The organism is Thiocapsa sp., assembly GCF_022340925.1.
GTDB lineage: Bacteria > Pseudomonadota > Gammaproteobacteria > Chromatiales > Chromatiaceae > Thiocapsa.
This window is the reverse complement of record NZ_JAJDNA010000025.1, coordinates 1-15,355: the sequence shown is the minus strand read 5'-3', so window position 1 is coordinate 15,355 and position 15,355 is coordinate 1. Positions and strand designations below refer to the sequence as shown.

General features: G+C 67.7%; 10 protein-coding genes and 1 pseudogene. 5 read left to right on the top strand and 6 right to left on the bottom strand.

From position 1 onward, the window contains the following. The 5 genes from LJE61_RS03690 to LJE61_RS03670 all read right to left on the bottom strand — a co-directional run. Positions 1-902, bottom strand: a 902-nt coding sequence (locus tag LJE61_RS03690) for an AAA family ATPase (protein WP_367114903.1), incomplete at its 3' end; no start/stop codon positions are given. A gap of 419 nt (positions 903-1,321) precedes the next feature. After that, positions 1,322-3,328: an EAL domain-containing protein gene (locus LJE61_RS03685; RefSeq protein WP_296917470.1), complete on the bottom strand. Its 2,007-nt coding sequence runs from the start codon at positions 3,326-3,328 to the stop codon at positions 1,322-1,324. A 136-nt stretch (positions 3,329-3,464) separates the two neighbouring features. Then, positions 3,465-4,469, bottom strand: coding sequence for a S49 family peptidase (locus tag LJE61_RS03680; RefSeq protein ID WP_296917467.1), 1,005 nt, complete (start codon positions 4,467-4,469; stop codon positions 3,465-3,467). 92 nt (positions 4,470-4,561) lie between these two features. Next, positions 4,562-5,260, bottom strand: coding sequence for an HAD-IA family hydrolase (locus LJE61_RS03675; protein ID WP_296917465.1), 699 nt, complete (start codon positions 5,258-5,260; stop codon positions 4,562-4,564). Further along, positions 5,257-6,189: an RluA family pseudouridine synthase gene (locus LJE61_RS03670; RefSeq protein WP_519972931.1), complete on the bottom strand. Its 933-nt coding sequence runs from the start codon at positions 6,187-6,189 to the stop codon at positions 5,257-5,259. The genes LJE61_RS03675 and LJE61_RS03670 overlap by 4 nt, the downstream gene beginning before the upstream one ends. 700 nt (positions 6,190-6,889) lie before the next feature. Between LJE61_RS03670 and rne the strand changes: the two genes are divergently transcribed. From rne to LJE61_RS03650, 4 genes are all read left to right on the top strand, one after another. Then, positions 6,890-9,976: a ribonuclease E gene (rne, locus tag LJE61_RS03665; RefSeq protein WP_296917461.1), complete on the top strand. Its 3,087-nt coding sequence runs from the start codon at positions 6,890-6,892 to the stop codon at positions 9,974-9,976. A 315-nt stretch (positions 9,977-10,291) separates the two neighbouring features. Further along, complete coding sequence (locus LJE61_RS03660; protein WP_296917459.1) at positions 10,292-11,572, top strand: sulfotransferase; 1,281 nt, start codon at positions 10,292-10,294, stop codon at positions 11,570-11,572. Positions 11,573-11,579: 7 nt separating this feature from the next. Then, positions 11,580-12,698 (top strand): glycosyltransferase, encoded by a 1,119-nt coding sequence (locus LJE61_RS03655; protein WP_363306144.1) that lies wholly within the window; start codon positions 11,580-11,582, stop codon positions 12,696-12,698. Continuing rightward, positions 12,685-13,425: a polysaccharide deacetylase family protein gene (locus LJE61_RS03650; RefSeq protein ID WP_296909878.1), complete on the top strand. Its 741-nt coding sequence runs from the start codon at positions 12,685-12,687 to the stop codon at positions 13,423-13,425. The genes LJE61_RS03655 and LJE61_RS03650 overlap by 14 nt, the downstream gene beginning before the upstream one ends. Before the next feature lie 132 nt (positions 13,426-13,557). On the opposite strand, the gene LJE61_RS03645 is transcribed toward LJE61_RS03650, so the two are convergent. Beyond that, entirely contained in the window at positions 13,558-14,046 is a 489-nt protein-coding gene (locus LJE61_RS03645; RefSeq protein ID WP_296909880.1) for a low molecular weight protein-tyrosine-phosphatase, read from the bottom strand. 224 nt (positions 14,047-14,270) lie between these two features. On the opposite strand from LJE61_RS03645, the pseudogene LJE61_RS03640 reads away from it, so the two are divergent. Further along, positions 14,271-15,355 (top strand): annotated as a pseudogene (locus tag LJE61_RS03640) (hypothetical protein); the annotation flags it as partial.

The window sequence follows — 15,355 nt, the reverse complement described above, 5'->3', positions numbered from 1 at the left end:
AGGAAGACCAGCACGTCGCCACGCCCGGCGCGCGCCAGCTCACCGACCGCCTCCGAGATCGCCCGCTGCATCGCCTCGTCGCGCTCACCGGCGGACGCCTCCTCCGGCGGGCGATAGCGGACCTCCACGGGATAGGTGCGAACCGAGACCTCGAGGATGGGCGCCGGTCGGCCTTGGGCGTCGGCGAAGTGCCCGGCGAAGCGCTGCGGGTCGATGGTCGCCGAGGTGATGACGAGCTTGAGATCCGGGCGGCGCGGAAGCAGGTCCTTTAGATAGCAGAGCAGAAAATCGATGTTGAGGCTGCGCTCGTGGGCCTCGTCGATGATCAGGGTGTCGTATTCGGTCAGGAGGCGGTCCTGCTGGATCTCGGCGAGCAGGATGCCGTCGGTCATCAGCTTGATCGCGGTCTCGGGACGCACCCGGTCGTGGAAGCGCACCTTGTCCCCGACCAGGCCGCCGGGCGCGCCCCCCAGCTCCTGCGCGACGCGGCTGGCCAGGCTGCGTGCGGCGATGCGTCGCGGCTGGGTATGACCGATCCGCCCGGCGAGCCCGCGCCCGAGCTCCAGACAGAGCTTGGGCAACTGGGTCGACTTGCCCGAGCCGGTCTCGCCGCAGAGGACGATGACCGGGTGGGCCGCGATCTGCTCGGCCACCTCCTGACGGTGCTCGCTGACCGGCAGCTCGGGGGGATAGACGATCGCCTCGGGGACGGCGGCACGACGGCGCTCGAGGATGGCCTGGGAGACGCGGATGGCCTGCCACACCGCGAGCAGACCCCGCTCGAGCGGCTCGCCGGCACGGGCGCGACGGCGCAGACCGCGCAAACGCTGTCGGAGGCGGTGTCGGTCTTGGAGCAGGCAGGTGTCGAGATCCGCTTGACTCGGGAATCCGGTTTCGTTCAACGCTCGCTCGGCAGTGGGCGATTGGTGTCTTCAAGGGGAGCGCTGAAGCATTCAGCGCTCCCCTTGCGGGGCAGGAGGCCCCGCCATGTTCGGCCGCCTCAGCGGCTGAATAATGAAGGAAAGCGGAAACCGCGTTTTCGCTTATCTTGCTGATGGTTGACCAGCATGGCCAATCGATCAGCGTCTCCCAAGGCGCTCGGGTCGCGGTGCCTCGGGCGGGCCTCGGCCCAGGAGCCTGTCGGACTGAGGATGAATCGGCTACGGAAGGGGGAGAACGGTCCGTCTCGCCCCGCTTTGTCGTGACATCGCCCCCACTCTGCGCCGCACAACCGGAACGCAATGGCCTCGCTCTCCCACTCCCTCGCTTCGATCCCCCGTGTTCCGACAGGCTCCTGGTAGTCTGTGGCCCGGCATCCCGGTCAAGGCCCGTGCGCCACCTCATCGCCGGCAAAGTCGTAGCCCATGCACAGGCTCGCAGGCTGCAGGAACGGACCCTGGAGGAGATCGACACCGGCACGGCAGAGCCGAGCGATGGTCTCGGGTGCATCGACCCCGGCGGCGATCACCGTGAGGCCCCGCTCCTTCGCCTGCTTGACCAGGTCGGCCAAGGGCTCCGGGTCGAGCGACTGCGCGACCGGGCGCGTGAGTCGCGCGAAGGCAGCCGGGACGGCCTCCAGGACCCGCTGCCCCGTCGCGCTCGTGTCCAGGCCATTCAAGCAGACACGAATGCCGAGTCGAGCCAATTGGCCGACCCGCTCCACCGCCGTCTGCAGATGCTGCGCCGTCTCCTCGATCTGAAGCTGCAGCACGGGCCGCAAGCCGAACAGGTCCCGCGCATTGATCTCTTCACGGACCTGCGCGATCCAGTCGTCGCGGCAGACGGTGGCGCAGGACTGATGCAGGAAGAGCTGAACCGCCTGGCCCGCGTCTCGCTGTGCCTTGAGGGCATCGAGGCCTGATCCAAGGAGCCAGCGATCGAGGCGCTCGGCGAGTCCCAGGCGCCGCGCGACCGGCACGAACTCGCCGGGTGGCAGCAGCTCTCCGGTGGCCACGGCCAGACGCGGCGTGATCTCGTAGCGCGCCTCGGGTGTCCCGATCAGCACGACCACCGGCTCGAACAGAAGCCGCAGCTGCCCGGACTCGATCGCGGCGCCAATCAGGGCCTGCTCGTGCGGGTCGTCGGTCACGGCGGCGCGCCGGTAACGAATCAGCCGGCCATCCCCCGCGTGACGCGCCGAGCGCGCCGCCTTGCGCGCCCGCGAAACCAGCGACACGGCGTCCCCGCCGCCGTCGGCGAAGGCGCACCATCCGGCGCCGATCTGCAGGTCCGGAAGTCCCTCGACCAGGTCCCGGGTCACCTCCTCGCAGACCTGGCCAAGCACGTCCGGTTCCGTCCGCCGGGTCAGGATCGCCAGCGCCCGCTCACCCACGCGCGCGACCAGATCCAGTGGGCCGGTCCGCTCGCCGGCGGCCGCGGTCAGTCGCAGGAGCGCGTCCTCATCCCCGGCGAGATCGAGATAGACCAAGGCGCGCCGTTTGGCGTCGCCGACACCCTGTCCGATCAGCCGGTCCAGTCGCTGCAGCAGACGCGCACGACTGACCAGGCCGGTGAGCGGATCAATAGGCTCGCTGCCGGCCTGGCGCCGCGCTCGCTCACGGGCCCGCCGCAACCCGTGTCTGACGCAGGCGACGAGACGATCCGGGGCGACGGGCTTGGCGAGGAAGTCATCGCCACCGACGCGCAGGGCGGCCAATTGTTGCTCTGCATCCAACTCGGCGGACAGAAACACGATCGGCACCTCGGCAAACCGTTCCTGCTCGCGGATGATCCGCGTCAGCTCGATACCCGTGGCGCCGGGCATGTGCAGATCCATCACGACCAGATCCGGTAGGAAGGCCTCCAGAGCGTCGAGAACCGCCAGCGGATCGCCGACGCAGTCGGTGACCATCCCGGCCGACGCGAGGACCCGGGACGCGAAGAGCGCGGCGACCGGTTGATCGTCAACGACCAGAATCCGTTCGGGCCCGCGATGCCGTGGTAACAGCAAGTCCAGCAGACGTTCCGCCAGCGCCTCGGCATCCATCGGTGCCTGAAGATGAGCCGTGGCCCCGGCACGCATGGCGGCGAGTCGTCGACGCATGTCCCGGTGTCGGTCCAGCCAGGCCGTTGGGATCGCTGCGCCCCGGCGGTGCTCGGCCTGCCCCAGGAGCGAGGCGATCGCTTCCGGGTGAGGCAGCACCTCGGCGTCGACCAGCAGCAGGCCGTCCGATTGCCGATCGAGGCACGCCAGGAGCGGGGCGGGTGTCGGGAAGGCCTCGAGGCCGATCCGCTGAGCGGTCAGGTACGGCCTCAGCTGTGCCGTCAGCTCGGTGTCCCGGGTCAGGAAATAGACGGAGGCTGTGGCGTCGTCGGTCGTCTGGCGCATCGTCTTTGCTCTCATCCCGTGTGTGCCGGGATCTCGATCGGCCGCACAGTCTAAGCACGGTCGCGCCGAGATCGTCGGCTCTCAGGATAGAACTAACACGATAAGTGTTCAACCTGGCCGTCCTCGTCTGCGGCGATCAGCGCGGCAGACCCAGACCGGCGCTGCCGACGACCTCCAGCATGCCGGACGCGAGGCTCGCCCCGATGCGTTTCGAAAACTCCTCGAAGAGGTCGCGCTTCTTCGTGTAGTCGACGAGCTTCTCGGTCCCGATGACATCCCGCGCCACCGAGCTCGCGCTTCCCAGGGCGTCGGCCAGACCAAGCTCGACGGCCTCCTGCCCACTCCAGAAGAGCCCACTGAAGAGCTCATCCCCACCCTTGAGCTTGTCTCCGCGACCGGACCGCACCGCGTCGATGAACTGGCTATGGAGATCGTCCAGGACGGACTGGATGAAGGCCCGTTGGTCCGCGGGGAGCGGTGAGAAGGGATCGAGGATACCCTTGTTCTCGCCCGCGGTGAGGAGACGGCGCTCGATCCCGAGCTCGCCGATCGCCTCGTTGAAACCGAAGCTGCCGATGCGCACCCCGATCGAGCCCACCAGGCTCGCCTTGTCGGCATAGATGCCGTCGGCGGCGGCCGCGATGTAGTAGCCGCCCGAGGCGCAGAGATCCGCGGCCACCGCATACACGGGCATCTCCTTGTCCTGCTCGTCCTTGTACTTCGCCTTGAGCCGTTTGATCTCGTCGTAGATGTAGCCCGCCTGAACCGGGCTGCCGCCTGGGCTGTTGATTCTGAGGATGATGCCCTTGACCCGCTCTGCCTCGAAGGCATTGCGCAAGGCGGTGATCACGCGGTCGGCGCTGGCATCGGTCTCACTGGAGATCACCCCTTTGACGTCGATCACGGCCGTGTGCTCTTCGGCGGTCGAGACCCGGTCGATGAGATCCTGGGAGTAGGCCGCGATCAGCAGCCCGATCAGGTAAAGCAGGATCAGTGCCTTGAAGACGGCGCCCCAACGGCGGGAGCGTCGCTGCTCGCGCAGATGCTCGAGGGCGAGCTTGTTGAGCAGCGCACGTTCCCAGTCGGGCGTATCCGGCGAGGGCATCTCGGTCGGACGTTTGTTCCAGAATCTCCAGTTCATCTCTTACTCCATGCAACGGCGGGCGTCGGCCGAATCAGGTGGGGTCTCGATTGTCGGTGTCCCCGTGGGTCTTGGGTGTCCGCTGACAGCGCTCATCGCTGCCCTCCGTCAGGCCGGTCGCTGCGGGCCCCGTCACGGCGGCCGTTGCGCGCCAGCCACTCGGGAAGCCCCGAGAGCGTGTCGAGACAATCGAGCGGGCCGTGCAGCATCAGCCGTTCGGGGGCGTGGACGCCGTACGCGACGGCCAGCGCCTGGGTGCGGGCGTTGCTGGCCATTTGCATGTCGTATTCGGTGTCCCCGACCATCAGCGTCTGCGCCGGATCCACGCCCAGCTCGTCCATCAGCTCGAGCAGCATTTGAGGATGGGGTTTGGAGAGGGTCTCGTCGGCGCAGCGCGTCGCCAGGAAGAGGTCGCGCAAGCCGGTGTCGGCGAGCGCCCGGTCGAGACCGACGCGCCCCTTCCCGGTGGCCACCGCCAGACGATAGCCCTCGCCGCTCAGCCGCCCGAGGGTCTCCCGGACGCCGGGGAAGAGCAGCGAGGGGGTGCGGTCGGTCTCGAGGAAGTGCTGTCGATATCGCCCCATGATGGCCCGCCGGGTGGCCGAGTCCGCGCCTGGCAGCAGTTGCATGACGGCCTCGTCGAGCCCCAGCCCGATGACATCACGGGCGGACGCGTGCGGCGGTGACGGGACCCCGAGCTCACAACAAGCGGCCTGGAGGCAGTTGACGATGCGCGCCTCGGAATCCATCAGGGTTCCGTCCCAGTCGAACACGATGAGCTCAAAGGTCACGCGGCCGTCTCCAGCGCGGACAGAATGCGTTCGAGATCATCGGGCAGGGGCGCCTCCACGCGCAAGGGTCGGGCCATGTCTTGCGTTCGAAACGTCAAGGCAGATGCATGCAAAAACAAGCGCGTCAGGCCCAGGCCCTTGAGCTGCCGATTGGCCCCCTCGTCGCCATACTTGGGATCGCCCGCCAGGGGGGACCCCAGATGGGCGGCATGGGCCCGGATCTGATGGGTGCGGCCGGTGATCAGCTCGGCCTCGACCAGGGTCACGCCGCCCCAATCGCATGCGAAATGGCGCAGACGCCGGAACAGGGTACGCGCCGGCTTCCCCTCGCTCCGATCCACCTGGACCAGGCGCTCGCCGCCACGCAGGACGTTTCTCTTGAGCGGGGCATCGACCGTCACCGTCGAGCGCGCCAGATCGCCGACGACCAGCGCGAGATAACGCTTGTCCATGTGCCCTTCCCGGATCAGCTCGTGGAGCTCGCGCAACGCGCTGCGTCGCTTGCTGATGAGGATACAGCCGGAGGTGTCGCGATCCAGGCGATGGACCAACTCGAGCTCACGCCCTGGCCGAAGCGCACGCAGCGCCTCGATCAGGCCGTAGCTGAGGCCGCTCCCACCATGCACGGCAAGACCCGCAGGCTTGTCGATGACCAGGAATCGCTCATCCTCGAACAGCACGGACTCGGCGAGCGGGTCGCGGCGCGAGTCGGGCACCTTCGGGGCCGTCGTGGGGCGCGCCGCACGAAGTGGCGGGATACGGACAAGGTCTCCCGCATGCAGCCGCCGACCGGCCTGGACACGACCCTTGTTGACGCGCACCTCGCCGCGGCGCATCACTCGGTACAGGTGGCTGCGGGGCACGCCCTTGAGATGGCGCAGGAGGAAGTTGTCGATCCGCTGTCCGTCCGATTCGGCATCCACCAGCAGCTCCCGCGCACGGGTCGCCTCGGGCGGGGGAGGCGTTTCGGCATCAGGATCGCAAGCCCCGTGCTTCCGCGCGGCGGAGCGGGGCGGGGAAAGAGGGTCGATTCTTTTCAATGGCGAGAGACCTGGCCGAGCGCCCGGATGGCTCAATTGATGCTAAACAGGGTTTGCTGGTAACATTATCAGCTTGCGCTGGCCAGCGGAAAGACGCGAATTTCCCCGGAGCGGCAAGCGCATCCAAGGTTCGGGTTCGACGCCGAGGCGAGTGTGCACACGCCCCTCGATCGGTCTCGGGCCGAATGCCGGCATCCGATGCCCAGACAGGCGGACGTGCGGACACTCGATTGGGGCCACGGACTCGCAAGGTCGAGTCCGCGCGCATTCTACACCCTGACGAGAACGCGGCACGCCGCGGGCGTTGGCAGATCAGCGCAGCCGGCTGCGACCTCGCCGCTCCGAAGCGGTTGCCCCCGAAGGGGTGGAGCCGACACGGTGCGGGCGCCATGCTGGCGCCCGTCATGACGATTACAACGCGCGTGCCCATCGGGGTCGGCCAGCGGGCCGACCGAACGGACACTGCCGACGCCATCAGCCCGCGAAGAAGGGGCCGAACGGCGCCAAGCCGAGCCGCCGCGGTCCTGCCGGGGCGCGCGGCGAGCAGTCCCCGTGACGGGAGACGCGCCGCGGTGCGAGAACGAATTCTATGAAACGCATGCTGATCAACGCGACTCAGCCAGAAGAGTTGCGTGTGGCAACCGTAGACGGTCAACAACTCTACAACCTCGATATCGAATCTCCCGGCCGAGAGCAGAAAAAGGCCAACATCTACAAAGGCATCATCACGCGGGTCGAGCCCAGCCTCGAGGCCGCGTTCGTTGACTATGGCGCCGAGCGCCATGGCTTCCTCCCGCTCAAGGAGATCGCCCGCGCCTACTTCGAGCCCGACAGTGTCAAGCCCGGCGCTCGGATCAACATCAAGGAAGCGGTCCGCGAGGGCCGTGAGGTGGTGGTTCAGATCGACAAGGAGGAGCGCGGCAACAAGGGTGCCGCGCTCACGACCTTTGTCTCGCTGGCCGGCCGCTATCTGGTCCTCATGCCCAACAACCCCCGCGCCGGCGGGGTGTCGCGTCGCATCGAGGGGCAGGATCGCAGCGAGCTGCGCGACGCCATGAGCCAACTGGTGATTCCGGAGGACATGGGTCTGATCGTGCGCACCGCCGGCGTCGGCAAGAACGTCGAAGAGCTGCAGTGGGACCTCGACTATCTGCTCCACCTCTGGAAGGCGATCGAGACCTCGGCGGAGGAACGCAAGGCCCCTTTCCTCATCTACCAGGAGAGCGATGTCATCATCCGCTCGATCCGCGACTACCTGCGCGCGGACATCGGCGAGATCCTGATCGACAACCGCGCGGTATTCGAGCGGGCCGAGAGCTTCATCGGCCAGGTGATGCCCGGCAACCTGAAGAAGCTCAAGCTCTACCAGGACGAGGTGCCGCTGTTCACGCGCTACCAGATCGAGAGCCAGATCGAGTCGGCCTTCATGCGCGAGGTGCGCTTGCCGTCGGGCGGCTCCATCGTCATCGACCACACCGAAGCGCTGACCTCTGTCGACATCAACTCAGCGCGGGCGACCAAGGGCGCGGACATCGAGGAGACCGCGCTGAACACCAACCTGGAGGCGGCGGACGAGATCGCGCGCCAATTGCGGCTGCGCGATCTCGGCGGTCTGTTCGTCATCGATTTCATCGATATGACGCCGCCGAAGAACCAACGCGAGGTGGAGAACCGGCTCCGCGAGGCACTCAAGCAGGACCGCGCACGGGTCCAGGTCGCCCGCATCTCACGTTTCGGCCTCCTTGAGATGTCGCGTCAGCGTCTGCGCCCCTCGCTTGGCGAGTCGAGCCAGCAGGTCTGCCCGCGCTGCAAGGGTCAGGGGACCATTCGCGGGGTCGAGTCCCTCGCGCTCTCCATCCTGCGGATCGTCGAGGAGGAGGCGATGAAGGAGAACACGCACCGTATCGTCGCGCAGTTGCCGGTCAGCGTCGCCACCTTTCTGCTGAACGAGAAGCGCCGCGGGATCCTCGAGATCGAGCAACGCCAGGGTGTCGAGGTCTTGCTGCTTCCCAACGAGCACCTGGAGACACCGGACTACCAGATCGAGCGCATCCGCGCCCAAGACGCCGCCAAGCTGCCCCAGGACCAGTCGAGCTACGAGCTGACCGCTCTGCCGGAGACCCAAGGCGCACCCTACTACGCCAAGCTCGGCCAGCCAGCCCAGGCCGAGGAGCCGGCGGTCAAGCAGGTCGCCCCGACGACACCGATGCCGCAACGGTCAGCGCCTTCGCCGTCAGCAGCGACCCCGGACCGGCGCGATCCGGAGCGCGGCGAGCCCGAGAGTCTGCTCAAGCGGATCTGGACCGGTCTGTTCGCGCCACGCCACCACGATGCCAGCAGCGTCTCGACGCCCCCCCGGGAGTGGACCGGACGCGCGGACGCGGCCCAGCCACGATCCGCATCGCCGGGCGACGGCGCCGCGGAGGAGCAGCGCGCCCCGAGCAGAGCGCCGACGGCGCGACGCGAGGAGGCTCGCCGCGAGCGAGGACGCAGCGAGCCGCGACATCCCACCCAACCGACCGAGGACGTCCAGTCCCGCTCCGTCGCCGGCCGTGGTCGAGCGGAAACCGCGCCGGCCGGCCAGGAGGCCGTGCCGGGCGGCGTGACGAGAACCGACACCGAGGAGCAGGAGCAGAGCCGCACGCGGCGCAGCGGGGAGACACGGTCGCGTCGCGGCGGCGCCCGCGGCCGCGGGCGCCGTGGAGCCGGATCGGGCGACACCGACCGCGGCTCAGCGGACCTGTCCGTCGGTCCCGAGCCGAACCGCGAGGAGACCGCCGCCGGGCCGCGCGAGTCCGCAACCGGCGGGGGCGGGGATCCCCAGCTCGAGCCCCCGAGCGTCAGCGGGGGCGGACCCGCCAGTCCGGACCAGGCAATGGGAGCGGGTGGGGATGCGGGTCGGGTCGCCCATGCCCGAGCGGACGAGATCTCCGGAGGGAGCCCGGAAGCTCGGCCCAACCCCGCCGAGCAGACCGCCGGAGACCGCGATCAGGGTGTCCGATCATCGGGACCGGAGGGCGGGCCGCTCCTGGCGAGCCCGAGCGTCACTGGGGGGCCGCCAGACTCGATTGAAGCTGGCGGCGATCATCCGGGGGGCTCGGTTGCCGGGCCGGGCGAGCCGTCGACGGATGCAGCGCCCCGGGAAACCCGAGAAGAGGCGCCGCCGACCCCCGACCGACCGCGGTCCGCGCGACGACGGCGTGGCGGCCGCAATCGGAGGCGATCCACGACCGGACCGGATCCACGCGAAGAGTCGAAGCCTTCGGAGCAGGGCCCGGACCAGGTCCAGCCGACGCAGGCGAGGGCGGAGCCTTCCGCGGCTCTACCCGGGGGTCCTTCGGGAGCAGATGGAACGGGGCCGGGAGCCGCCGGGGAGGCTGAAGCCCAGCCGGAGCCAGCCGGTCCCTCGAGCACGGAGCGGCCGCCACCGCAGACCTCGGCCCCGCAGGTCCTTCTGCCGCGTCCAGCGCCGAGCGGCGAGCCACCTCGCCTCGCGGCCATTGAGCCTTCGGCGGGACAGGGCACCCATGATCATCGGCCGGTTGGCGCTTGGTCTTCGAGCGATGGGCCCACCGGCCCCCAGTCAGATGTCCGCCCAGGCACGATGTCGGAGGGGCCCACCGCGAGGGACTCGCATCCGGAGTCCGCACCGAGGTCCGATCAACGCGACCCCTGAAGCGACGCTTGACCGGTCAGCGCCCAGCGCGGGCGAGGTCGCCACGGTCAGCCAGGCGATCCGGTCTCGCCGTGTGGCGGGCTGCGCGGAGTGAGCCCGCACTGGGCGCATGACGGTCATGGCCTAGGAGCCTGTCGGGCTGAGGGGGATCGCAGCGAGGGAGTGGGGGAGCGAGGCCATTTTGTTCCGGTGTTGAGGCGCATGGTGGGCGCTATGGAGCGACAAGCCGGGGCGGGATGGACCCTTCTCCCGTTTCCGTAGCCGATTCATCCTGAGTCCGACCGGCTCCGAGTGCGCCGCACCATTGGCATCGACATGCTCAGACTGTTTTTCGAGAGTTGGTCAGGTCTGCTCCTGCTCGCCTATCGCACCTTCTTCCCGGGTGCCGGCAGCCCCCGACCGAGTGCCAGACGCATGCTGGTGATGGCCGGGTTCATTCCGCTCTTCACCCTGGCGCTCGGGATCCACTGGGTTGGACTCCTGCTCGATGAGGTCCTCTATCGAGGTTACCGGCGCGTTGCGATCCGGGAACCCCTGTTCGTGCTGGGCGTGCCGCGCAGCGGGACCACCCACCTGCATCGGCTGATCGCTGAAGATACCCAGCTCACGACCTTCTCGACCTGGGAATGCCTGTTCGCGCCCTCAGTCACCGCGCGGCGCTTCTGGCACGGCGTCGGCCGCCTTGATCGGCAGGTTGGCCGACCCCTCGGGCGACTGCTCGACTGGATCGAGCGGCAGGCCTTCAAGGGTCTCGATGCAGTCCATCCGATGCGCCTGAGCGACCCAGAGGAGGACTACTTCGCGCTGATGCCGGTGCTGGCGAGCTTCATCCTGATCCTACCTTTCCCGCACTCCGAGCTGCTCTGGCGGGTGGGTGCGTTCGACCGCGACATGCCTGAGGGAAAGCAACAGCGCCTGATGGATTTCTACTACCGGTGTTTGCAGAAACACCTCTACGTCGCGGGTCCGAACAAGCGCCTTTTGTCCAAAAACGCGGCCTTCGCGCCCCTCGCCGGCAGCCTGGCCGTTCGCTTCCCCGATGCACGCTTCCTGGTCTGCCTGCGCGAGCCGCAGGCGACCCTGCCCTCCCAGCTCAGCTCGCTCGAGCCCGGCATCGCATTCTTCGATGTCCTCTCGGTGTCGCCTGATTTCCGCACCCGCTTGACCGAGCAACTGGGTTTCTATTACAAAAACCTGGATCAGGCCCTGGCAGAATTGCCCGAAAGTCGGTGCGTATGGGTTACCATGCGCACCTTGCAGTCAGATCTCATGCATCAGATGCTCGACATCTATGCTCGATTCGGGCTGCCGATCAGCGCCGGATTCCGCGCGGCGATCGGCCGACACGCCCACGAGGCACGGGCATACCAAAGCCCTCACGGCTATAGCCTTGAACAGTTTGGACTCTCCCGAGAGGGTATCGATCGCGACCTGGGACCGGTCTACACGCGGCTGGCATCAAGGGCATTGAGGACCGCGGGCGATCCAGCGTCGGCGGATCCAATGGCCAGGCCATGTGGCGATTCCAAGGGCTCACCGTCAACCAGGAAACCTGTGCGCCATGATGAACCTATCCACTGCGGAGACCAGGGCTAGGGAAGTCGTGCAACCAGCGGCAGCACTGCGTGTCGCCATCGTTTCTGACGCGGCACCCGAGCGCAATGGCGTCGGCGCCTACTACCGCGATCTCGCCGATCATCTCAGGGCTGCCGGCGCTCGGGTCGAATTGCTGGCCCCTCGCTATCGTTCGGGGACTTGGTACGGCGGCCTGACCATTCCATTGCCCGGCGATCCCACCCAAAAGATCGTTTTGCCGTCTCCTTCGCTGGTCAGCCGACGCCTGGATCGGCTGCGCCCCGATGTCGTCATCGTTCCCACACCGGGACCCTTCGGGATGCTAGGGATGCACCTGGCCGGACGCAGCGGGGCGGCCCTGCTGGTCGGCTTCCATACCCACTTCGAGGCCCTGACCGATCTCTTTCAGGATTGGGGGATCCGCGCCCGCATCGCCAACGGCTACCTGCGTGCCTGTCACCGGCTGCTGTTCACCAAAAGTCAGCTCGTGCTCGCCAATTCCTCCGACATGGTCGCAATCGCCCGCTCGATCGGGGCAACACGCGTCAATATCATGGCGACCCCGATCCCACGAAGGTTTCTCGAGCAACTCCCCGCACCGCCCCGCCCGCGTGTGGAGCGCGTCCTCTTCGCCGGCCGCCTCGCGCCGGAAAAGAACCTGGACGCCGTCGTGGAGGCGGCGCGCCGCCTGCCTGACATCGAGTTCATGGTGGTCGGCGACGGTCCCTTGCGCCCCTGGATCGAGGCCGAATGCGAGGGACTTCCCAACCTGGGCCATTCCGGTTGGGTCAGACGAAGCCGGATCATGAGCCTGATCGACGACATGGATGCCTTGGTGCTCCCCTCGAAGATCGAGTCGTTCGGCACGATCGCTCTGGAGGCGATGGCGCGGTCACGTCCGGTGCTGGTCTCCTCGGCCTGCGGCATCTTGAGCTGGGATCGGCTCAGGCGCGGTCTGTTCCAGATCCATGAGGGGGAGCAGCTGTTCGAGGCGCTAGCCCGGCTGCGTGAGCTGGATCCGGCACTCCGGGAGCGCAAGGCCCGCATCGGGCGGGAGGCGGCCAGGGAGATCAACGACCGCAATCTCGATCATTGGCTCGCCGTCTTGTCCGGCGACTACGCCTGCTCGGTCGATGCCCAGCGCTGAGCGAATCCGCGCGTTGGTCTCGGTGCATGACGTCATGCCTGGGACCTTACCCTCGGTCGAGCGGATCCTCACACTGCTCGAGAGCGAGGGGATCGCACCGGTCACCTTGCTGGTCGTCCCGGGCGCCGGCTGGACACCTGAGGATCTCGAGCGGCTTCGCGGCCTTCAGACGAGCGGACACGAGCTGGCAGGCCATGGCTGGATCCACCGGGTGGAGCGGATCAACGGCGTCTTCCATCGCATCCACGCCGGCTTGATTTCGCGCAATGTGGCGGAGCATCTAGCGTTGGACTGGGTCGGCATCCATGGCTTGATCAAGCGCTGTCACGCCTGGTTCGTCGATCAAGCCCTCGGTCACCCGGCGCTCTACTGCCCGCCTGCCTGGGCGCTGGGAAGCATCCCGCGAGCCGCGCTGGCATCACTCCCGTTCGAGCGTTACGAGCTGCTCCGCGGGATCCTCTCGGCCCAGACCGGGCGCCTGCATCCGCTGCCGCTCATCGGGTATGAGGCGGATACCGCGGCACGTGCCGCCCTGATCCGAGGCTGGAATCACATCAACCGTCGGCGTGCCGCAGGCCACGGATGGCTGCGCATCGGGATCCATCCTCAGGATCTCGACCTTCGCCTCGCCGACGATCTCCGGCGAGACCTGCGCTCGTTCAATCGTTTCGCCAGCTACGCGGATGTGGAAGCGAACAGCCGCTCGAGCGCGCAAGGTCCGGCTTGAAGCGCCCGAGGCGAGGAGGATGCGGAGCAAGGGCGAGGATGCTCACCCGGGATTGATCTCCTCGGCGAGCGAGCGATCCGAGGTCGCCTGCGCCCGTTGCACCACGTCCGCTTGAGACCAGACCGTCGACGCTCAAAAAAAACGCCGAGAGAGATCGTCCAAGAGTCCGCGAGCAGCCTCCTCGACGAGATCAAAGACCTGGTCGAAGCCGCGTTGCCCGCCATAGTAGGGATCGGGCACCTCCCGAAAGCCAAACTCCGGCGCGAAATCCATGAAGAGCCGCAGCTTCGATTCCATCCCTTCCGGGCAGAGTCGCGACAGGTTGCGATAGTTGTCCTGGTCCATCGCCAGGACATAGTCGAAGCGATCGAAATCGGCCGGCTCGGCCAGACGGGCGCGGAGATCACCGATGTCGATCCCCCGCTCGAGCGCCGTCTGGCGTGCCCGACGGTCCGGCGGCTCGCCGATGTGATAGGCATGCGTCCCCGCGGAATCGATCTCCACCAGATGTGACAACCCCTGCTCCACGACGAGCCGTCGAAAGACCCCGTGGGCGGTGGGAGAGCGGCAAATATTGCCCATGCAAACAAAAAGAACCTTTACCTTCTTCGATTCACTCATGATGGTGCGGATCCAACGCGGTCTGTCATGACTGGTATGATATACCCAGCCCGCAGCCCTGTTTCGCCGCGTTGCGGACACACCCGGCGCAGGGTCGGGGGACATTGCCGAGCCGAGCCCGCACGCGGCTGCCCCGATATCGGCCCTGCGTTTTCCTGGGTGGCTTCACTTGCATCCAGAGGATCATAAGGGCGAATCTCTGGTCCGAACCGAGAGCGTCGACGATGGAAAAGACCCCCGACCTGGAACCACCGCATCCGCCAGACACGGCGGCGGACGCCTCAGAGCAGACGCCCGCGGGCCGATCCGCTCGGCGCGAGCCTGAGGTCACGAGCGCCCGCAGCGCCTCGCAAGCCCTTGGCGGGCCCGCCGATGTGACCGGACCCGCGGAGGAATCGCAGGCGGCACCATCCGAGCCCGCCGACCGCGTCACCGAGCTCGCGGATGCCGTGGACCGGCAGGAGCTCCGGATCCAGGAGATCGAGACGTCGCTCGTGACCCGGATCGCGGATGTCGACGACGACCGGCGGATCACGACCAATCGACTCCAGCGAGCCTGGCAGACCCAGCGTGACGAGATCGAGGCCAGATTGCGCCGCCAGGCGTCGATCGCCGCCGGCGCGCTCCTGCTGCTCGTCGCCTTGCTCCTGGGCGCCTTCCTGCTCGCATACAGTCACCTGGATTCCGCGCGACGCAGCCTGTCGGACGACCTCGCCCAGTTGCGCCTCCAATACCAGGAGCTGAAACCGCTCGGCCCAGAGAACGCACGCTTGCAGGAGCAGCTATCCAGTCTCGGCGCCTCTGTCGAGGCACTGTCCAGAGAGACTCCGGAAGGCGAGCAGCCTCCCGGGCAAGGACCGGACCTCAAGCCCGACGCCGCCGCAGAGGGCATCGCCATGCCGGCGGAGCCGGTACGACCAGTCCCGGATCAGGCCCTCGACGGAGCCGCACAGCGCGAAGACGGGGACGAACCGAGTCCGCCTCGGGCACCCGACCGGATACCGGCCACAGAGCAGCCGCCCCTCCCCTCGGAGACCCCGCCGGGGGTCGCGGCCGCAGAAGCGGGGCCTGATGGCACGAGTCCTCCAGCGAGGGATGCCGGGCGCGCGGCGGATCCTGAGCGGATTCCGTCGGCCTCGGACCGGACCGTGCTCGTGGGGGACCGCCGTTACGCGCTGCAGCTCATCGGCTCCCACTCACGGGACGCCATGCTGGACTTCGCGCGCCGCGAGCCATTGCCGTCCGAAGTCTACTATCGCGAGGAGAGCTACCAGGGCCGCCCCTGGTTCGTCCTGATCCATAGCCTGCA

Bases quoted from the DNA above. Each gene is read 5' to 3' on its own strand.
- LJE61_RS03660 (WP_296917459.1), top strand. From the start codon at position 10,292: ATGCTCAGACTGTTTTTCGAGAGTTGGTCAGGTCTGCTCCTGCTCGCC.
- rne (WP_296917461.1), top strand. From the start codon at position 6,890: ATGAAACGCATGCTGATCAACGCGACTCAGCCAGAAGAGTTGCGTGTG.
- LJE61_RS03645 (WP_296909880.1), bottom strand. From the start codon at position 14,046: ATGAGTGAATCGAAGAAGGTAAAGGTTCTTTTTGTTTGCATGGGCAAT.
- LJE61_RS03680 (WP_296917467.1), bottom strand. From the start codon at position 4,469: ATGAACTGGAGATTCTGGAACAAACGTCCGACCGAGATGCCCTCGCCG.
- LJE61_RS03685 (WP_296917470.1), bottom strand. From the start codon at position 3,328: ATGCGCCAGACGACCGACGACGCCACAGCCTCCGTCTATTTCCTGACC.
- LJE61_RS03650 (WP_296909878.1), top strand. From the start codon at position 12,685: ATGCCCAGCGCTGAGCGAATCCGCGCGTTGGTCTCGGTGCATGACGTC.